Source organism: Mycobacterium sp. E1214, assembly GCF_001666755.1.
Taxonomy (GTDB): Bacteria; Actinomycetota; Actinomycetes; order Mycobacteriales; family Mycobacteriaceae; genus Mycobacterium.
In genome coordinates, this window is sequence record NZ_LZJC01000016.1 from 34,873 (window position 1) to 56,045 (window position 21,173).

6 protein-coding genes and 1 pseudogene are annotated in these 21,173 nt (G+C 66.9%); 1 reads left to right on the forward strand and 6 read right to left on the reverse strand.

All coding sequences use genetic code 11. From position 1 onward, the window contains the following. Positions 1–1,667: 1,667 nt before the first annotated feature. Genes A5700_RS27265 through A5700_RS27175 form a run of 6 tightly spaced genes read right to left on the reverse strand, consistent with a single transcriptional unit; the run spans position 1,668 to position 20,324 of the window. The gene (locus tag A5700_RS27265) at positions 1,668–16,265 is read right to left on the reverse strand and encodes an NUDIX domain-containing protein (protein WP_068204392.1); all 14,598 of its coding nucleotides are present in this window, start codon (positions 16,263–16,265) and stop codon (positions 1,668–1,670) included. Positions 16,266–16,310: 45 nt separating this feature from the next. Then, positions 16,311–17,480: a WXG100 family type VII secretion target gene (locus A5700_RS27270; RefSeq protein ID WP_156671029.1), complete on the reverse strand. Its 1,170-nt coding sequence runs from the start codon at positions 17,478–17,480 to the stop codon at positions 16,311–16,313. Between the two features lie 2 nt (positions 17,481–17,482). After that, on the reverse strand, positions 17,483–17,947 hold the full coding sequence (locus A5700_RS01770; RefSeq protein WP_068072720.1) for a YbaB/EbfC family nucleoid-associated protein: 465 nt from the start codon (positions 17,945–17,947) through the stop codon (positions 17,483–17,485). Positions 17,948–17,980: 33 nt separating this feature from the next. Beyond that, a complete protein-coding gene (locus tag A5700_RS01775) occupies positions 17,981–18,742 on the reverse strand; it encodes an ESX secretion-associated protein EspG (RefSeq protein WP_156671030.1) in 762 nt (253 codons plus the stop codon). Positions 18,743–18,753: 11 nt separating this feature from the next. Continuing rightward, on the reverse strand, positions 18,754–19,752 hold the full coding sequence (locus tag A5700_RS01780; protein ID WP_068072713.1) for a hypothetical protein: 999 nt from the start codon (positions 19,750–19,752) through the stop codon (positions 18,754–18,756). Next, positions 19,749–20,324 (reverse strand): hypothetical protein, encoded by a 576-nt coding sequence (locus A5700_RS27175; RefSeq protein WP_255377849.1) that lies wholly within the window; start codon positions 20,322–20,324, stop codon positions 19,749–19,751. The genes A5700_RS01780 and A5700_RS27175 overlap by 4 nt, the downstream gene beginning before the upstream one ends. 370 nt (positions 20,325–20,694) lie before the next feature. On the opposite strand from A5700_RS27175, the pseudogene A5700_RS26765 reads away from it, so the two are divergent. Beyond that, a pseudogene (locus tag A5700_RS26765) lies at positions 20,695–21,173 on the forward strand (hypothetical protein); the annotation flags it as partial.

Sequence of the window (21,173 nt, forward strand, 5' to 3'; positions counted from 1 at the left end):
CCCGAGGGCCGGTCATGGTGCCGTCGAGCCGTACCCAACCCTCGAAGAGTGCCATCGGTTGGTCGAATTTCGTTGCGACCGCCACGCGTTGTTGATTGCGCACGCGTTCGCCGTCCCGGACGGTCGTGTTCGCGCCGCCGAGGGCTTCACCGAGCACGGTGCTTTCGTTGAAATCACCGCCCCGGCCACCGGGAGCCACTTGGATCGCGGTCTGCCGGTTGCGATCGGTGGTGCTCGCGACGCCCTCGGTGAGCTCGGCGCTCGGACTGGACAGCGTGTTGATCACCTTGCGGAAGGTGAGTCGCTCGAAGTCGGCGGTGAACGAGTCCTTGCCGTCCGATGAGCGCCCCGGTGACTGCGGGCGGCTCAGGGGGCTGTGTTGGGACATGGCGGCCAGCGAGCCGCGAACGCGGTTGAGGTGATACCACGACGACACCTGCGGACGAACGTTCTTCCAGCGGCTGCCGTAGGCCTTGTGCCCCATCGAATCGAGCATTCCGTGGAAGCCGCTCAGGTCCAGGTTGGTGACGCGGTCCAGACTGCCCAGCCCGCGCAAGGGAACGGTGTCTTCTTTGCGCACCCCACGCGGAATCTCCGGCGCCGCCGCCAATCTGACCGCGGCCGGCGTTGCGCCGAAGCGCCAGAGCGTTGGTTTGACGACCGAGTTGCGTTCGGTCGCAGGCATGCCCCAGATCCGCTGCGGTGGGGCCCACACCTCTTTGCCCAGGTAGTCGGTCGTCGGGCTGGTCTCCGACTGCGCCATCAGCACGTCGAATTGGCCGCGGGTCTCGTGCACGGCGCCCTTGAACGGCTCCCCGAGTTTGGCCGGTGAGACCGAGTCGGGCGTGTGCATCTCGATTCGGAGCCGAACCTGGCCGTGCCAACTCTGGCCTGGCGCAGGGTTTTTCAGTGTCGTGCGGACCCGCCACTGGCGGGTTTGTGTCTCGTTGTCCGCTTGTCCGCGAGTGAAGGTGCCGTCCAGGCCGCCGCTTATCTGGCCCGTGTCGGTGCCGCCTTGGCCGCGGAACCGGCCGGGGGTGGGGAGCTGCGCCGACCAGGTCACCACGTCCTGGCGCACCTGCGTGGTGTCGGTCTCGGTCCCGAAGTGGAACTCGGTTTCCTTCGTCGTGCCGGTGGCCCGCATCATGGGGCGGGCTTCGCGGTTTTCGGTGTCTGTGGTCGGCGGGTGTGTTTTCGCGGGGGTACCGACGGGTTCGATGAAGGCGTGCACCTCCAGGCGGGCGCCGGGTATCGCCTCGAAGTTGAGGACCAGCGGTTGCTTGTTGGTCATGGAATGCAGGTTGGCTTGCAACAGCTCTACGCTGAGCCAGCTGTTGGTTTCGTTCATGGCGCGGTGGCCCAGCCTGTTGCCGTACGCCTTGGCGAACGCGGCCCGCATCGGTTCGCTGGTGACGAAGGCGGCGATGGTCTGCGGCTGTGCCGCGGACTCGAGCGGCCGTGCGGGGTTGGCCGGGTGGCCGTGGTCTTCCTCGCGTGCGGACGGCGGGGCGTCGTCGGTCAGCAGCGAAAAATTCGTGACGACGTCCGAACCGCTCAAGGCGTGGGAGTACTGCACTCGCGGTGGTGCCTCAGGCTGGCCGGCATCGGGCCGACCCGACTCCCCGGCCAGCGGGCCCAGCGTGTCACGTGCCCCGTCGGCGTGGTGCTCATCGCCACTGATGACGTCGCGACTGGGAACGACAACCTGTGTCTTGTAAGCGAGGGGATAGGGATGCGTCTCGTCGGGCGATGTGCTTAGCCGGTGGGTGATGACCGCCTGGATCTGTCCGTGGAATCGGGTGCCCGGCTCCGCTGTTTGGGCGCCGCTGATCTGGCGGTCGGCGCGCAGGTTGGTCAGCGCCGTGTCGTGCGTCCGCGAGCCGATCGCCGCCGCGGTGTCGCTCGCCTTCGGGTGGGTGATGTTGCCCTGCACGATGCCGTAGAGCTGACGCCGATGCTCGAAGAAGGAACCCGAGGTGTTGGTGGAGTCGGCGGTGTGCTCGAACTCGTACTTTTCGATGTTCTCCTTGAAGCGCAGGGTGGAGTGCTCCGATGCGCCGTCCAATCGGAGGCTGATCGTCAAAGTCCGCCTGCCCGAGAGGTCGATGACGCGGGTCGGTACGTGGCCGCCCCGCAGCATGCCGCCCACGTTGGGCCGCAGGCCGTCGTCGGAGAACAGCGCGGTGACCTGCTCCCGGTTGCTCTCCCATACGGCGTCGCCGCCCAATTGCCGCACCACTTGCTCGACGTGTTTGAGCCCCGCATCGTCGGAGCTGAATTGCTCGAGCACGTCGGTGCCGCCGAGGGTCAGGTTGTCCCCGATGCGGGCGGGCAGCCGGGGTTCCGGTTCGGGCGGCTCCTGCGGCGGTACAGGTTTCGAGCTTTCCTTCGGCGCTGGGTCTTCGGCTCTCGGATCCGGTGGGGCGGTCGGCGGCGGGTCGGGGCGGGGCGGGATCCGCTGGGTGTGTTTCGGTGGCGGGTGCCGCAGCGGCGTCGGGGGCGGTGTCGCCGGCCGGCGGGTGAGCGTCGGGCGCGGGCGCCGGTGCATCGTGGTGTCCCGGGTCGGGAGGCTGGGGCCGGTCGGCGTGTTTGAGCAACCTGCCTGCCACGGGCTGGCCAAGATGCGCCGAAAGCCGGGTGGCCACGTTGTCGACCCAGCGGCGCATCTCGTCCTGAGTCGGGAAGGGTTGGCGGACCTTCTCACTCATGTACCGGCCGGACTTGTCGTTGACCTCCCACTGATGTGTCTCAGCGTTCCAGCCGATTTCACCGCTCACGCGCGACTGCGGCCGGCCGGCGGCAACATTGCCCTGGGCGTCGAACTCCACCGCGACGGTGGGATGACCCTGCCCGTCAATCAGGCTGCGGAACTCGCCGAGCTCAACGTCAGAGGCCGGCGGCCTATCGTAGGTGGCCTGGAACTGCTCGATGAGTTCGTCGTGGGACAGCATGTCGGCGAGTTCTTCACTGCCGATGCGGATGTGCCCCTCGGCGTCGACCGCGTAATGCCAGTTCGCGTCTCGATGCAGATCGAGCAGCCCCGGGGGCATATCGGAGAGTCGGTAGAACACCGGATTGACATGCGTCAGCCCGTCAGGATCGGCTTCCTCGGGCTTGACCCGCTTGGCGTTGACCAACGGGCCGTACTCGTGATCGAGGTCGGCATCCACCGGCGGCGCGTCACGTAGCGGTCCGAAAGCACCGCTTTTCGGTGACGGCAGGGCCATCTGATCGCGGTAGACCGGTAGCAACGCATCGGGATCCGTGATCCCCCAATTCACCAGATCAGCACGCGCCCGGGCCAATTGCGAGTCTTCACCGGCATTGAGCGCCTCAACGAAGCGGTCCCACGCATCGATGCGGGTCTGCGGCGCGCCCTCACGCCGCTTTCCGGTGGCCGCCGAGGGCCCCTCCCCCTCAGCATGGCCCGCCAACTCCTGGCTCCACGCCTCACGGCGGTCATCGGGTAGTGGGGGCAGCGGCCCCTCCGGCGAGTGCGCGACCGGGGGCACGTCTTCCCGCGGGGAATCCTCCGCTGGTGCAGAAGCGTCTTGATGCGCCGCGGCGTCGTCGGTTGCGGGCTCTTCCGTGAGCAAGCCCCCTAGCACCGTCGCCTCGGGTTCCTGCGGCGGCAGTCCCTGCAACTCATCTTCTGGCGCGTGAGGCGCCGCCGCGGTTCCCGTCCCGGTAGGCGATTCTGGGTTCCGCAGATCGTCCAGACCCCGTGTCAGATCGCGGTCTTGGCCCCACCGCAATGCCGTCGCAATCTGGTCGAGCGAAAAACCACCGGAGAACAGATCGGACATCGAATGCGTGACGACCGGCGAGAAGCCGTTTTCCATTAACAGCCGCGGCAACAGCAGATTGATGTTGAGACGACCGTTGCCATCGTTGTGGGGGTGCAGCACATGCAACGTGCGCACTACCCGACCGATGGCCCGCAGCTTGTCGTGTTCGGTTTCCGCTCCCCCGAGATCCTCGTAAAACTGGTCGAAGACCGCGTTCACCATTCGCGGCACGTCGGATTCGGCGAATTCCGTTCGGACCGCTGGGATGTCGCCCCACGACGAAGAAATGGTGACGATCGCGTTGTCACGCAGGCTCTGCGGCAGAGGGTCGTACTTGCCTAACTCCGGTGGCGCCGTCGTGACGAGCGGGCGCCCGGCGACCTGCTCGGTCAGCAGGTCGGGCGCCGGCCGATCGCCGACTATCGGATGGAAGTTATGTCTCTCTTCGACGTCGGCGATCTCGAAGTCACCTTGGATGCCGCGAGTGGCTTGCCAGTGCATGTCCGAGTATTCGTCCCAATCGATGGGCGGCCGCTGCCCGGCTGGCTTGTCGAGATAGGACCGGTAGGCACTGACCATGGCCCGCTGAAAGCCGGGAGAATTCTGCATGTCATACAGAAAGCCCGGATCGTCGTGTTGCTGCGCCACCGCATGATCCTGGGGGTCGATGTAGAGCCGCCACCAGTTCTCCTCGGGCAGAAGATGACTGAGGCTGGTGGACGGGCGGGCGACGTCGGGCCAGTCCGTGTCTGCGATCCGGTCTAACCAGTCGCGAACGGTGCGGTTGTACTCAGCCACCTGGACGTTCGTCAACTCGCTGTGCTCGTCGAGCGGTGGTGGCGGCGCGATACCTGCGGTGGGGGCAATCGGGTGGTCGGGCTCGCTGGGTCGCGGCTCTTGCGTTGATGCAGCAGCGTTTTGATGCTCTGCGGGCGCGTCGGCAGCGGCATCGTCCGTGGGCAAGCCGCCCAGCGTGGTGGGCGCGGGCGCGGTGTGGGGACCTGAACCGCCCTCCGACCCTGAAGCCGACGTGGGTCGCGACGAGAGTGAGTCGGCATCGTCGTCGGTCACGCGCCACGGCGCAGACTCCCCCATACCGTCTAACCCGTCTTCGAGGTGCTGACCCTGAAACCAGCGCAGCGCTGTCGCGATGTGGTCCAGCGAGAATCCGCCCGAAAAGAGGTGCGCCATCGACGGCGTGATGACCGGGCGAAAGCCATTGCTTTGCAACAGTCTCGGCAACAGGAAGTAGACGTTCAGTCGACCGTTGCCCTCACCGAACGGGTGCAGCACATGCAGCGTGCGCACGACGCGCCCGATGGCGCGCAACCGCTGGTGCTCCGAGCTCGCGTTGCCCAGATCCTGCCGGTACTGGTCGAACACCGCGTTCACCGTCTCCGGGACGCGGTCGGCTCGGTATGCGGTGGTGAGCAGCGGATACTCGTCGTCGTCTCGAGTCAGTGTGACGATGACGTCGCCACGGCGTAGCGGCGGGACGTCGCGCAGTCTTCCTTGAGTGATCAAGGGGCGGTCGCCGATCCGCTCGGTCAGCAGGTCGTCCGCCGCCCAATAGGTGCCGAGGTAGTGGTCCATGCCTCGGTCGTAGTCCGTGCCGGTGATCCGGTAATCGTCGTCACCGGCCGCGCGCGCGTTGCTGGTCACCATCGCGTGCATGCGGTTGTACTCGTCCCAGTCCAACTGCTGGCGCAGCGCTTCCGGGTTGTCGAGAACCGACCGGTAGGCGTGTTCCATGTCGGCCTGGAAGCCAGGAGATTCGTCGCTGTCATACAAGCCGCCGGGGTTGGCGGGGTCGCGGGCTAGCGCGGCGGCGTGGTCGCCGCTGTCGAGATACATCCGCCACCAGTTCTCCTGCGGCAGCGCCTGGCTGAGCGTGACGGGCTCGTCTTGCGCGACGTCGGGCCGCTCGTCATTGCCGATGCTTTCCAGCCACCTGCGCACGTCGTCGTTGTCACCGGTAGTGAGCAGGAAGGAATCCAGCGAGGCATCGTCCCGGATGTCGCGATCGAACCACGAGACCGGGTTCGTTCCATAATCCGTCTCCGCGGATCCCGACGAATCCGAAGCGCCGTACTCCCCGTCGTCGCTTGCCGAGGAGCTGCCTTCGCGCTCCGGCGCTTCGTCAGCCGATTCGTGGTCATTCGTGGCGTGCAGCACCGACCGTGCCGGCGTCGCGGGCGGTTCGGCGCGATGCGCGAGGGAGAATATCGATGCATCACCATGGAATGGTGTGCCCATGAACCACGCCTGCACGGGGTTGTTCAAGCGGTCGAGCGTCGGCGGCCAAGGCGTGATCGTTCCGTGTTGGCCGTCGAGGGCGTGGACCTCTTCGCCGTCGTAGAACGCGTTGAAGCTGTGCGCCTGGCCGTCTCGGTACCGCACGGCCACCACGGTGTGTGCCCCCGCGCCCTCGTCCCGTAAACGCTCGGCGATCCCATCGCGGCTGCGGGGCACGAGGGGCAGCCCGGTCGCCAGGCCCACGTCGTCAGGACTCATCCCACCCAGATGCGCGCGTGCGGGTCCCTCGATGCCCGACAACCGGTCGAACACCACCATCGTCGCCGGCCCGCAGTTGAGTAATCGGTCCCCGCTTGGCGGAACCGTGGGATCGCCGTCATTGTTGAGGTCACCGATCCAGTCACGCACCTCGTCAATTGAGTAGACCGAGTGCGGAATACGAGCCAGGATGGGCTGTTCGGTGGGAGGTTCCGGCAGCGGTCCGCGATGGGACTCGAGCTCCGTGGCATCGGCCCGGGCGGGTCGGGCCTCCGATGTATCCATATCGGCGGCTACACCACGCAGCGCGGTGGGAGACAGATCCTGTGGTGAGCCCGAGTCGTCGAAGTTCCGGGCGCCGGAGTCGAACTCGGCTTCCGGCAGCTGCGTGGCGCCCTCAGGGTGTGACGAGTCAGGCGGGTCGAGCTCGAGCGTGGCCGCCACTTCAGGCGGAAGCGCCGCCGGCCGAGCCCTCGGGGTATTCATGGGGGTGATGTCGTCGTCGCTGGCCTCTGGTGAGTCGGGCGTCTCGGCGGGCGATTCGGCGGCGAAGTGCGGGTTGGCTGCGGCGGGGTCGAAGTGGTCGTTGGGGATGAAGCCGCCGAGCCGGAGAACTTGCGGCCGTCCGTCGAGCACCTGTTCGGCGCCGAGGATGTTCTCGCGCCGGATGCCGCCCAGGAAGGCGACTTCTCCTTCATGCCCGTCCTGGTGGTGAGGCAGGGTCGCGTTGACGTCGATGCCACCCGGCGCGACGATGTGGTAGCGATAAACACTGGGGCGGGCCTCGGTCGGCGGCCCGAGGTGATTGAGCGTCGCGTCGCGAGTGGTCGAGACGAACGCGCCGGGCCGGCCGAGGACGAAGGTCGTCAGGTTGGTGTTCGTGGGGTCGAGCGGTTCGAAGCCTGAGGTGAACACCTCGCTGGGGTGGCGGGTGTCGTCGCGGAAGAGGGGAAGGTCGTCGGCGCGGATTTGTGCGGCTAGCCCGTCTGGGATACCGGTGACGCTGTCCAGTCCGAGCGACGCATCGAGTTGCGCGCTGGGCAATGGCCTGGACGAGTCGAAGCTCAATTCGTGGGCTGGCGCGATCGGTTGCTCGTCTTCCCAGGCGTCCTCGGCAGGCAGACTCCCGAGCACGGTACGCGGTGCAGTCGCGCCGGCCGGGGGCTGCGGTGGGTGCTCGTGATCCCCCGCAGGCGGCGTACTCGCGCCGTGCGTGTGCCCGCCAGTGGGCGCTTCGGTGGCACCGGCTGGGTGATCAGTGCTGGGGTCCCGCCGAGTCGGACCGTCAGGAGTCGACGACCCGGCCTCAGTCTCCTGCACTCTGAAATGAGGATTTGTTGCGGTTGGTTGATAGTGCGGGTTGCGAACGAACTCGCCGAGTCCGAGCTCGATCGGCCTGCCCAGGGCGCGGTCCACCATGTTCGCCTCACGGAGCACCTCTTGTGCTCCGACAACGTTCTCGGTTCTGATTCCGCCGGGGAATGCGACCTCAGCCTCGTGGTCGCCGCCGTGCTCGGAACCGAAGGTGGAATTGATGTCGATCCCGCCAGGCGCGTCGATGAGATAGCGGAAAACCCTTGCTCTGGGCGCAGATTGGCCCAAGTGGTTGTGCAGCGGATCGCGCGTAGTAGAAACGAATGCACTTCCGTAGTCATTCAACATCAACGAAAGATCGGTGTTAGTCGGCTGGCGCGGCCTGAAGCCTTGTTCGAAGATTCGCCTGGGACGCCGAGAATCATCGCGAAACAGCAGGTTGTCGTCCGCGCGAAAGTGCAGAGCGGCGCTCGGGTTCTCACGGCTGGCCGGTACGCCCGTGATGTCGGCCGTGCGGACGCTCGGATCGAGTTGCGCGCTGGGCCGGTCGATCGTGAAGACGGGTGGATCAACGGTAATTCGTCCGGGCAAGGCGGTGGCCGGGATTATCGGATTGCCATGCTCGTCAAAGACTTCGATCGACCGACTGGGTTCTGGACGAGCATCCACGGTGGACGAGCCGGCAGTCGCGCCGTCATGTGCAACGTCGGCGAGCGTTGCTGTCAACGGATTGACTCGTGCGTCGGCGCTGTCGGCAGGAGCTGCTGTCGGGTGCAACGCGTCATCGGAATGTCGGTCTGCATCCGCGTCGAGGAACGGGTCGCGGTCCAATTCGTTCACGTGTTCGGGCCCGAAACGAGAAGTCGGCTCGCCGCCAAAACTTGAGTCCGAGGATGGTGAGGGATCACGGGCTTCCCAACGGGGCGCGGTGTGTCGTAGCTGCGTCTGCCCGCTGGATGGAGTCTTCGAATTGTCGTTCGCTGCCGCGTCTTTCGCCTTCGGTGCGGATGGGGCGGGTGCGGCAGCGGCGTCTGGCGCGGTGTCACCCGAAGGCGGGGCAGCGTCGGGCGGATTAAACTGATCGTGGTAGACCGCGAGCAACGCATCGGGATCCGTGATCCCCCAACGCGCCAGATCGGCACGCGCCCGGGTCACTTGCCCATCTTCATTGCCGCTGAGCGCCTCGACATAGTGGTCCCAGGCATCGACCCGGGTCTGCGGCGCGCCCTCACGCTGCTTGCCCTTGGCCGCCGCGGACCCGTCGCCCTCGGCGTGCCGCGCCAACTCGTGACTCCACGCCTCACGGTGGCCACCGGATAGCGAGGGCAGCGGCCCCTCCGGCGCATGCGGGACCGGTGGCAGATCCGTCGGCGCGAGATGTTGCGGTGCTGCCGAATCGTCGTGATGCACCGCGGCGTCGTCGCCGGCCGAAGGCTGCGGTGGGTGCTCGTCATCCCTCGCGGGCGGCGTACTCAAGCCGTGCGTGTGGCCACCAGTGGCCGCCTCGTCATCACCGAGTGTCGGATGGGGCGGGTGCGCGTTACCCGGAGACGGTTCCGCCGGTGATGCAGCGCGTTGTGCCGCTGATGGGTTTTCGGTAGGCAAGGAGCCCAGGACATCTCGGAACCTGCGCGACGTCGACGGGCCGTCGTCCAATTCGTTGAATCCTGACGGGGATTCCGAACCCTGCCTGTACACACCGCTCGAGGCCGGCGCAAAGCTTATGTCTGTGCCAGTGCTAGGTGAGGAGGGGACGCTGTCGTCGCGGACGGTTCCCAGCGGCGCGGGCGGGGCGTCGTTGGGGAGATCCGGGTCGAAATGCGGATTCAATTCCAACTCTGCGAAGCGGGGCCCCGCAGGACGGTCGGGATCGCCCGACTCGGCGTGCAGTTGCAGGACTTCTTGCACTCCTACGATGTTTTCCCGCCTGATCCCGCCCGGGAACGCGATTTCTTGCTGATACTCATCGGGATCGAGGCCTTCTGTCGCATTGATGTCGATACCGCCAGGCGCATCGATGGTGTAAAGAAACACTCGATCGTGTTCAGGCTGAATGAAGTTCAGATCGATGTTGGGGTGTCGCGTGGTGGATAAGAAATGGTTCGCGTCGAACAGACCGGGAACCGACGGATCACGGGTTGCGAACCCCTGAGCGAAGATGGCGTCGGGCGGACGGGTGTCGTAGCGGAACAACAGATCGTTGTCGGTCCGGAATGTCGTGGCGTGCGTGCGCAGCGTGCTGTAAACGCCGACACCGACCATCGGGTCGACATTTGGGTCGAGCTGGGCGCTGGGACGCGGCGCGGGGAGCGGGTTATCGGCCATCTGGATCCGCAGACTTCCCCAGCTAGCGCCCAATCCCGGGTGCAATGTGAGGCTTTCGACCTCGTCAAGGGAAACCCAGCGCAGCCGGGTCCCCTCGTCGTTGGGCACGGTATCCAGCGCGTAGGGCGCATCCGCGATCACGGTCGTGTATGTCCAGTCGATGCCGGGGGCCCTAGCAGTCACGACGGGTGCGCGGACGGTGACCAAGTCGTCGCGGAGGCCGGTCTCTTCGCGAGCCTCTCGCACCGCGGCCTGCTCGACGGTCTCCTCGAGGTCTCGAGCGCCGCCAGGTAGCCCCCAGGTGCCGCCCTCATCCGTCCAATCCGCTCGTTGCTGCAGCAGCACAGCAAGTGAGCCGTCGGGGCGTCGAGCCCGCAGCAATAGCCCGGCCGCACCATAGAGGCCCCAGTGGCTCTCGCCGTTTGCATCGACCACCCGGCCATCGCCGCTGGTCGGTAAGTCATGTGGCTCGCCGGCTCCCTCGACCGGTGGTGTGCTGGATGCAGCCGGCTCCGGCGCGCGCGTCTCGTCGGCGTGGGCGTGGGCGTGGGCGTGGGCGTGGGCGTGGTACCGGTCTACCAACGCATCGGGATCCATACCCAACCGCCGCAGGTCGTGTTGTGCCACAGCCAAGAGGGCCTGAGCGTGCCCGCGCGCCGCTCCGTGGGAGGGGTCGGCCGCAGCGAGGCGTCGAGCGTCGAGGGCCTCAGCAAACCGGTCCCATGCCTCGCGTGGGTTCGTCGGTGCGCCTGGCCGGAGCCTCGCCCGCGCCCTGCTGCTCAGCTCGGTGCCATGCCGGCTCAACTCCTGCTCCCACGCGTCGCGCTGCTCGGGCGACATCGCCGCGAGAGGACGTGGGGAATGTCGGTCTGCATCCGCGTCGAGGAACGGGTCGCGGTCCAATTCGTTTACGTGCTCGGGCCCGAAACGAGAAGTCGGCTCGCCGCCAAAACTTGAGTCCGAAGATCGTGATTCTCGCCTGGGCAACGTATGCCGCAGCTGGCGTTGGTTACTAGACGCGGCGTGCGGCAGCCCCGAACCGTCGCTGAGGCCCTGTATCAACCGTCTATTGTCGGTGCCGCCGTGGACCGAAGCACCGGGATTCTGGGCGTTCGGCGCCGAGTGCTCGTCCGGGTTGTCCCCGTGTCTGGTGATGTCCTGGGACCGCCCCGATTTATCTGGCGGCGCGACCGGCCGGTCGCCGTCTGACGGGACTCCCACAAACCATTGCACGACGGGATTCTCGGCGCGATCCAGACGCGGTGGCCATGATCGCACCGTTCCGTGCTGTCCGTCCAAGGCGTGGACACGTGTGCCGTCGTAATAGGCGTTGAAGCTGTGCTGCAGCCCGTTTCGATATCGGACCGCCACGACGGTGTGGGCTCCTGGCCCCGCGGCGGCCAAATGGTCGGCGATCCCCTCGGGGGTGCTACGCACCAGGCGCAGGCCGGTCGCCGCACCGAGTTCGTCCCGGGTCAGCTCATGAGTCCGCCGGTCGCCATCGCCCGAGTACCGCTCATGGGTTTGTCGGTGGTCATCGGTGGAGCGGTCCACGTAGGCGCGCCCGAAGCTGGGCGTACCCGACAAGCGGTCGAACACCACCATCGTCGCGGGGCCGCAGTTCGCCAGCCTGGGACCGTCGGGGGCGACCTCGGGGTCTCCGTCGTTGTTGAGATCGCCGATCCACGAACGGATGTCGTCGATGGATTCCTGCGAACGGGGAAGGCCTGCGGATCGCCCCGACTCTGCGGACAACCTCTGCGCCGGGGTCGGTTGCCCGGACCGCTCCCCCCCTTGTTCGGCTCGGGTCTCGCCGCCTGCAGCCGAGTTCGTATCACGCTGTATGTCAACGGCTCTCGATGGCTGCGGATCGCTGTGATCATTCTCCGCCGACGACTGCAACGCCATCGCATCTGTGGGCGAGTCGGCTTCGCTCTCGGATGGCGGTCGGTCAAACTCGTCAACGCTCCGGCCCGCATCTTCAGGCCTCGGGTCTTCTTGCGGCAGGCCGTGCAGTATCGCGTTGTTGCCGCCGCGTCCCCGTCGCGAGAACGTCATAGGCTGTTCATCGCCCGGCGAGTGCGCAAGTCCTCGCGAGCCCCACTCACCGGATCGCACGTCAACAGAGAACGCCGCCCGCCGCCAGGTACCCGAAAGGTCGATGGCGCGCCCACGCCCGGGCAACCCGAAGGCTTCGAGAACGGACTGCGGCAGATCGAGTTGGCGGACCCGGAGGCGGTCACCGAGGATGGGCACGTTCGATTTCGGGCGCAGGTAGGCGTATGTCACTGTCTGCACCTGGCGGCGTAACTCGGGCACGCTGTGCAGGTAATCGACGACGGCTTTCCACCCGGCCGCAGGGTCGGGCAGCCCCTCGATGAGTGGGGCTATCGCCGCGAAGTTCAGGTCGCCCCTTCGGTTTTGCAAATCCCTGATCAAGCCGCTGATGGCGTGTTCCAACACCTTCGGCGCCTGCTCGGGCGCGAAGCGTAGCGGCTTGGTGCTCAGCCAGGTGTGGGCGGCGCCCATATCCAACTGATCGGTGCGGATGCGCGGGACCGAGTCGTCGTGCAGGTTCAGAGACTCGGTCACCGCTGTGAAGTTGAACGGGCCGGTTCGCTCGGTTACCGATTGGCGCCGGATGGCCATTCCGGGGCGCAGGACATACGCTTTGTGCTGCTCCTTCGCGGAATTACCGACGAAGCCGTGCACCTCCGGGTGAAGTTGGTCTTGGACCTTCCGGTAATTGGAGCCGATCCGGTCCAGGTATCTCCGGATGAATGGGTGCCCCCGGGCGGCGAGCAGAGCTGAGTTGTTCGGAATTCCGTTGTCCTGCGAGTGCAGCGCGAATCCTGGCGCCCCCAACAGGTTTCGCATCCCATCCAGGCGGCGAACCCGGTTGTCGTGATCGGTATAGATGCCGCCGAACCGGTGCAGGATCTCCAGCCGCAGGATGTCGCTGGCCGCGGTGAACCCGGCGGCGGTCCCCTTCGCGTTTTCCAACCGGTATTCGGCGCCCAGGTGCATCGGTTCCGCGCGGTGAAAGACTTCGTCCGGGCTGAGGAGGGAGACGTTGTGGCGTCTCGCCCATGACAGCATTCGGGCGGCGTCACTGTGGGGTCGATCGAAGTCTGTGCGGGATACGTCGGTCCACAGGATCACCCGCATTCCCTCGCGTTGTGCCGCCTTGCTGAGCTTCTCGAGGTTGCGGCGGACGAGGTCGGTCGTTTTCCGGCCGTCGGTCACCGGGCCGCCCAACCAGATCGAGTGGAAGACTTTGGGCATCTCGAGTCGCGTGGGCAACGGCTCGGTAGACGGCCGGGCGGGGTAGTCCTCGAACCAGCGCCCACGCGACGGCGCCGCCTCCGACCAGTGACCCAGTTCCGCCGGTGGCGGGTCACCGGGCCGCCTGGCCATATCCAGTGCATGGATGTGCTCACCGACCGAAGTGATGGGCACATCAGCCAGTTTCACGCCTTGTAGGTGAGCCGGCGTCGGGCTGGGCTCGCGGAGCCCGAACGGGTCCGCGCCGAACCCGTCGTCTGGGGTGGGATGCGTATCGCCGTCCCGCGCGGATTCAACCCGTTCGGCCTTCTCCTTGAGGGCCTGAAACAGGTCCTGGCTGGCGGCCCGGTCGTCGGACCCGGTCGCGCGTTGGGCGATCTTGCTGAGCGTCTGCCGGAAGCGACTGCCGTCGCCGGCACCGCCCCTGAGCCGCAGCACCTCGTGCTGACCGCTGTCGGCGGGCGCGGATTCGTCTTTCGCGGCTGCGGAAACGGTTCGTTCGTCGGTGTTGCCGTCCGAGCGTGCACGGCTTGCCGATGTGGGCTCTGCGGGCAACCCCTGTAGCACGTCTCGCAACGGCCTCGGATTCGACGACGACTTGTCCTGCCGCGACGCCGGTTCGTCCGTTTTTCGCGCGACGGGCTCCGACGTCGGGCGTGACTCGCCCGCGTCGGCTGACACGCTGGCCGAGGCGCGCTGCGGGTGCTCGGGTGGTTCGGGGCGCGATGTTCGCTCCGCATTGTCGGGGGTCGAACGGCTTGCGTCCGACGCCGCGTCCCCGTCGCTAATTGCCGATGCCGGCGATCGTCCGCCTGCGTCAGCCTCGGATGCCGCGCCGCGAACACCCGAGTCGTCGGTAACGGCTTCGAAATCTGCCGAGACAGGCGCCATCTCGGCCGGCACTCGCGGCGGGACTTGCGGATCACCGATCGGTTCCGCGGAATCCGGCCGCGAATCCTGAATCTGCACGTCATCGGGATGTTCGGATTGCCCCAGCTGCCCGCTGCCATCGGTGGCCGGCGGCTCGTTGGCGTTTGGTTCGGTGGGTACCCCGTGGGCGACATCGGAATTTGCCGGCGCAACGGGTGTCGTCGACGGCTCGGCGTCGTGTGAGGTTGTGGTGTCCGGCAGATGCCGGGCTACGGATGCTCCGCCGCCGTCCTCGGCGGCCGTGGTCGAAGCTGTGGTCCCTTCCGCGCCGTCGCCTGCGTCCACCGGGTTGGTGTTGCGGTCGACTTGGCTCGAGGTGGAATCGGCTGTCGAGGTGGCCGCCGACCCGGGTCGCTCGAGCGGTTCCACCGCGGGGCCGTCCGCGGTGCGAGCCACCGGTGCCGGTCCGGACGCCGAGAGGCGGGCGCCGGTCGAAGCGCCCGCTGACGATTGATTGGATTGCGCCACGCGACCATTGCGTGCGGCGCCGTCGCCGGTCTCTGCGGTGGGCGGACTCGTCCGTGCTCCGCTCGAAGCTGAACTCGCCGGCGCCGATGCCTGCGTGGGTCGATGCGCGTTCCCGACGCCCCCTTGCGGGTTGGCGGCGGCTGAACTTTGGTGGCCTCCGGACAGTGCGGGAGCGCCCCCGTTCACTGGCGAAGTCGGCGCACCGGTCGTTTCGTTCGGAGCTGGCTGAACCTGCCGGGCCTCCGGACCGTTGCCGAGGCCGGGCTCCGATTCGGCCTGCGGTGTACCCGCGGTGGCGTCAGATCCATTGGCCAAGAGGCTATTTGCACCGCGATCCGGTGCCGATTCGCTTGTCGCAGCGGACACGGTGGCGGCCGTCGAAAGGTCGGAGCCGGAAGACTGCCGGCTGAGGCTGGCGCCGAAGTCGGACGGGGAGGCGGACGTATCGCCGTCGGAGGGTGTGGGTGCCGCCTGTGAGCGGCCTTGGCCTGCGGGCGGCGGACTCTCGTTGGTGCCGTTCTCCGAAACACCGGGGGCCAAGTCACCGTCGGGCCCCGATTTGCTCGTCGGGAAGAAGTCATCCAACCCCGCCGACGTCTTGGGGATGTCGGGCTCGACGAGCGTGGTGATGCTCGCGCCGTCGGCGTCATCGTCAGCGTCATCGGAGGACTTGTCGTCGGAAGATGCGTCCTCGGTGGAGGTGGCACTTTTCTCACCGTGGGCGTCACCTTCGGGGTGCTCCGAGGCGCCATGGATTCCTCCGGAGACCGCACCGCCCCCGGCGCCACCGAAGATGTCGTCGGCGGACAAGCCGCCGCCGGTGGCCTCCGCGCCGGCGACATTGCCGATCGCGCCCACACTGAAGTGGGTCAACCCGCCCTTGAGGGCCTTGGCTCCGATGTTGGTCGATTCGCCCAATGACTTCGATATGACACCGTGCGCAACGGCGCCTACGGCGCCGCCGACGACAGCGCCAACGGCGATTTCGGCGACTTGGCCCCAATCGATTCCGCTACGTACGCCTTCGTGGATTTGGTACTCCTCGATGGCTATATCCTGCACCACCCCGATGGCCGCTCCGGTGATCGCGCCCACCGCAGCATCTTTGAGTAGCTGACGCAGGCCGGTCTTCGTCAGGGTCTCGGCCACCGCCGTGAGGATGCGCTTGATCAATTGCGCGGCCAGCTCACGGATCACCGCCATCGTGATCGCTTCAATGGGCGGGATCCATGCCAACGATGCGCCGAAGGTCCACTCGACAGAGGACAGCGCATAGGCGATCTCGGCGGCCGCGATGCCCAGCGTGCTCAGGATTTGCAGCTTGGTGTACTGAATCTGCGTTCCGGTCTGAGTGGCCAAGCTGCCCAATGAGGACATCGAATCGGCGAGGCTCTGGATCGAGGTGTCACCGGTGAGCAGCGACTGAAATTGCGCTGCGACAGCGCTGGCCGTCTGGCCCGTGATCGCCGACGCCGACTGCGATTGCGCCTGTTGCAGATTGGTCATGACGGCCGACATCTGCTGCGAGGCGTTGTCCCAATCCGTGCCCATCTGGAACATCGCGGTCTCGTCACCTTTTGGCCATTGCTCGCCGGCCAAATACGCGACCCACTGCAGGCCGGAAGGTATCTCAATGCCCATGAAATGTCCCGCGATGCGTGCGCACGGTTCCTCGGTCGCGCGCCGTCACTTCACCGCAGCGGCGGGATCGTTGGCGGGCGCCGCTGGACCACCAGGTGTGCCATGATTCGTCTGCCCGCCACTCTGGGCCGCCTGCATCGCCGCACTCACCCCCTCGCCCGCCGGTTGAGCCATCTGCTCCACGAGCTGTTCCAATGCATCGAGGCCCGACCCCGCAGTGGAGCCTCCCGCTCCCGGAATCGCGCTCAACACGTTCCCTGTGGGGGTCGCCGGACCACCGCTGGTGGGCACCGTTGGCAGAACGGACTGTTGGGGCGAGACGGCGGCCAGAGTGTTGGACGGCGAGGTCGACGCCGCGGGGACAGCCACGTTTGTCGGCGCGGGCGGTTGAGCCGGCACTTCCGGTGACCCCGGCCGGACGGCCAGTGACGGCGCAGCGGCCGCGCCGGAACCGTTGCCGCCCAGGACTTCAGCCGCCGGAACGGCCGGCTGGGCCGGAATACGAGGCAGCTCGGGCGACGGCGAACCCACCCCCGACGACAACAGCTCCTGCGACCCGTTCGCCGCCGGAACCGCCGGCTCGGCCGGCTGGGCCGGAATACGAGGCAGCAGCGGCGACGGCGAAACCACCCCCGATGACAACAGCTCCTGCGACCCGTTCGTCGCCGGAACGGCCGGCTGGGCCGGGATAGCAGGCAGCTCGGGCAAAAGTCCCGACAGGGCGGGAGTTTGCGGCAGGAACTCCCGAGGCTGCATCGGTGCGAGCTGGGACGACGCCGTCAACACCGTGCTTGGCCCCCCGGAGCCGGGACCAGCGCCGGCACCCGAACCATCGCCCGAACCGGAACCGTCACCCGAGCCCAAACCGCCCCCAGCACCACCGGAACCCATGCTCAACAACGTATTTCCGGTACTACCGCCTTGTTGATCCTGATGCTGGAAATTGCTGGCTGCCGCCGTCAATGACTGTGCCAGGCTGTCCAGCTGCTGCGTTGTGGCGTTGATGGAGCTATCCACCTGATCGACTTGCGTGAGGTATCCGCTGGACCCATTGGCGAAGCCGTCACCGATGGAGTCATTGCCCCACGGCGAACCCAGACCGGCGAGCTGTCCCTGAAGGGTGGAGAGCACTTGCTTGATCGTGGCGCTGACATCGGCAACGTTCGCGGCAGCCGTCTGGAGGTCCTCCGGGTTCACGCTCAGTGACTCGGTCATCACTATCTCCTCACTGTCGGGAACGACGGATCTTCGTCCTGGGCGTCTCCGCCGTCACGGAGACGCGACGGCGTGCCCTGGGGTGCGCTCAGTCCGGATAACAGACTGCCGAAATCGGGCAGGTCCGCGACGAGGCCGGAGAGCGACGAGATGTCCTGGCGGCGTTGATTCAAGGGCGCCAACAGAGCCGCCGATTGACGTTCGATCTCTTGTACGGCCTGCTGTGCCGCGGCTGTGATGTGGCCAGCCAAATCGGCGAACTCGTACTCGTCGAGGTACGACTCGTCGATCACCGTATTGGTGACCACGCGCTGCGCATCGACGGTTATCTCGACGGTACCGTCCGCCGCGGTTGCCGTCGCGGTCAGCGCCGCCCGGCGTTGCTGCATGACCGCCAGATCGCGCATCTGCTCCTGCACCAACGAAAGCACGTGGGTGAGGTCATGATTCATGGCGTCGTTATCCATGTGAATGCCTCCTTGAGGGTCGGTCGCGATGGCTCACGACTCACGTCGAAACTCCCGCAGAACGGCCACGTCATCGGCGATGAGCCGATCGACCTGCTCGTGCAGGAATGCCCTGGTCATGGGCCGGGCATGGGTCTGATCCGCCGCGTAGATGTAGTCCCCGTCGTCGCCGACTCGCACCCATACCAGCGCACGCTTTCCGCGGTCCAAGCCCCATTTGCGCGTTGGGCGCCAATGACTTTGAATGGTCGAGTACGCTGTCACCTCGCTCGCCGGGACCGTGATCCCGCTTGCCGAAGCGGACCGGTGCCGCACGTCGAAGGGGTCCTCGTCGAATTCCGCCTTTCCCCGCGGGACGTATTCGGGGATGACGATTGCCGGGTGCACTCCCGGTTGTGTCAAAGAGACGGCATCGGCGATCGCGGCACCCAGGTCGTAGGGTGAAACGGTGTAGATGTCGACGACATCTTCATCGGGGCGCTGAGCCGCGAAGAAACCGAGGTGCCCTGTGCGGTAGGCGATCACCCGCTGGCTAGGTGTATCGGCGGGGATGTACTGCACACGGCACTCCACCCGGATGTCGGCGGCGTCATAGGCCGCCGCGCACTCCACGAAGATCTGCAGGTCGCCGTAGTTGAACCGCTCGAGCACCGCGTCGGCGTAGGCGGCAGCGTCGTCTCGTGTGGCGAAACGCGGTCCCTGGGTGAACATGAAGGGGTACGGCATGAAGTCGCGGCCGAAATACTGGCTGATCGCGTTGAGGTCGACCAGATCGAGGGTTCCGACCTGTGACATGAGCGTCCCGTTCATGCGACGACCCGCATCACGCCATCCGTCGACACTCGGGGCGGACGGACCACGCGCAAGACCATCGCTGTCGCACTCAGTTCGTATTCGACCGCCAGCAACATCACGATGGAGTCGGGCTTCAGGTTTCCGGTTTGCGCCAGGAAGACCAAGGCGTCGGCTTGAGTGCTCACGCCCAGATATCCGTGGTCGAGGGTGTGTTGATGAAGGTCGGCCGACCATGGCAACCCGATCAGATTGGCCAGCGAGCGGAACGGCTGTCCGGTATCGGATCCTTGCGGTACGAAGTGAGTGACGTATTGCGCGCTGACATTGGCGTCGGCCAACGCGGCCCGGATCGCGCGGATGAACATGCGAAGCGATTCACGCATCGAGTCCAGGGACCGGGTAGCCGTGAGGCGCGAGTACACGTGTTGAAAGTCGTTGGCGTCGACGGCTTCCCAATAGCCGGCTCGACCTTGCCAGTCGTCGGCCATCTGCGGGCAACTCGCCGTTCCGCTACCCAGCAGCTTGGCGAAGCCACCGCCGCAGGATATGACCACCGCGTGTGCTACATCAGAAAAGGGCTCACCGCCAACGGTTTTCGAGGTGGCAAAGCGATCACTCCAGCACCAGTTATCGGCGCCCGTGGAGACGGAGTAACCGTCGTCGTCGAGGAGTCGTGCGGCCAGCAGCCAGGAAGTGAGTCCGCCGGCGCAGTTTTGCTTCACCTCCAGCGCGTTACCGTGGCATCCGACAACGCCGTTCTGGATGTGATGATGCACCGGCCATCCTTGGCCGCCTTGTGGGCCCACCCCCGCGTGGACGAGCCATCGCACCCGGGCCACCGGGGTGTGGGCCGCGGCGACGGCGGCCTTCCCGGCTTGCACGGCCATCTCGGCAGGTGTGCTGCCCGGGTACTCGCACACGGCGCGCCATTGGCCGTCCGATGCCAGTTCGCCGGGCCCGATTGGCCGCGGGGTCGGACGCAGTACCGCCACCGCCTCGAGCGACGTCATCGGCCGACCTGGGTTCGCAGCTCGGAGCCGGCGCGCCGCGAGGGAGTCGGCACCGGCGGTCGCGGCGCCGGAGGCATTACCGGCGTCGGCGGCCGCTGCACGGGCTCGGCCTCTTCCGGTCCGTCGTCACCGATCACCGGAACGACGGCATCCACCTCGCCGAGGACAAGCTCACCGTTCTTCTTGGTGCGCAACGCCTTATTCGCCTTATGCTCCTTGGCGCCGGGCCCACGCTGACCGCCGCCACCACCGCCGCCGGGTGGCGCTCCCCCGGCCCCCGCACCGGCTCCCACAGGCATACCCGGACGCGCCACAACTGGGCCGGGCATGTCAGTCCCCTTGGTCGCGGCAGCAACCGGCGCCCCGGCCGGGGACAACGTGTCGCGGCCCAGCGATCCGATGCCGGCGCCGCCCCCGCCATGGGCACCCCCGGGCCCCGGCTTGCCCAGCGCGTCGAGGCCTTTCGGCACACCTTCGGGTAATCCGGTGTCCGGCATGCCGTTCTGGTGATTCTGCGCCGCACCCAACGCCTGCTGGAGTGGCTCTTCGAGGCCCTGCGCCGCTTGACTCAAGCCGCTACCCAACCCCGAGCCACCCGCCCCACCGGCCGATGGGCTGGCGGATCCCCCCAACGGGCTCGCGGACCCCCCCAACGGGCTAGCGGATCCACTTAACGGGTTAGACGATCCACCAAACGGATTGCCGATTCCGGTGCCCGTGGGCAACCCGAGGTCGTCCGAGCCGGACCCGGGCACGCCTGAACCGCTGAACGGATCGGTAAACCCGGCACCGTCGAACGCCGACGAGTTGCCGAGGCCGGCAGTGGGGCTGCCCGGTGCACCGAGTCCACCAAGGGAGCCGCTGAGCGGGTTGGTGATTGCGGCGGTGTTTGGCATCGGGAAGCCCCCGGAGCTCGCACTTGAATCACCCGACGGATCGGCGATGCCCGATCCGCCGGGCACCGCCAGGTCGTCGGAACCCGGCGGCGGCGTCGTGTTCGGATCGTCGAAGCCCGGTGGCGGCGCCGTGTTCGGGTCGTCGAAGCCCGGCGGCGGCGCGGTACTCAGATCGGTCGCCGGTGCGGCGGTGGTGTCCAAGCCGGTCAATGGGGGCGGTGTCGTGTCGAGACCGATCGCTGGCGGCGGCGCGGTGTTCAGGCCGGCCGCTATCGGCGGTGGGGTGGTGTTGAAAGCACTCGTCGAAGGGAAAGCACCGTTAGCGTTACCCGCCCCGGGCGGCGCGATGGTGTTCAGGTTTGGCGGCGGCAGGGCGGAAGTGGAACCCGCATTAGGCGGGGGCGCAGTGCTGTTCACGTTCGGCGGCGGCGCAAGGTTGTTCAGATTCGGCGGCGGGGGTGGCGCGGTGTCCCTTGTCGTAGACGCCCGCGTCGATGCGCGCCATGACTTCCACCTCCTCCTGCG

Excerpts from the sequence above, each read along its gene's own strand:
- A5700_RS27265 (WP_068204392.1), bottom strand. The coding sequence starts at position 16,265 with ATGGGCATTGAGATACCTTCCGGCCTGCAGTGGGTCGCGTATTTGGCC.
- A5700_RS27270 (WP_156671029.1), bottom strand. The coding sequence starts at position 17,480 with ATGACCGAGTCACTGAGCGTGAACCCGGAGGACCTCCAGACGGCTGCC.
- A5700_RS01770 (WP_068072720.1), bottom strand. The coding sequence starts at position 17,947 with ATGGATAACGACGCCATGAATCATGACCTCACCCACGTGCTTTCGTTG.
- A5700_RS01775 (WP_156671030.1), bottom strand. The coding sequence starts at position 18,742 with ATGTCACAGGTCGGAACCCTCGATCTGGTCGACCTCAACGCGATCAGC.
- A5700_RS01780 (WP_068072713.1), bottom strand. The coding sequence starts at position 19,752 with ATGACGTCGCTCGAGGCGGTGGCGGTACTGCGTCCGACCCCGCGGCCA.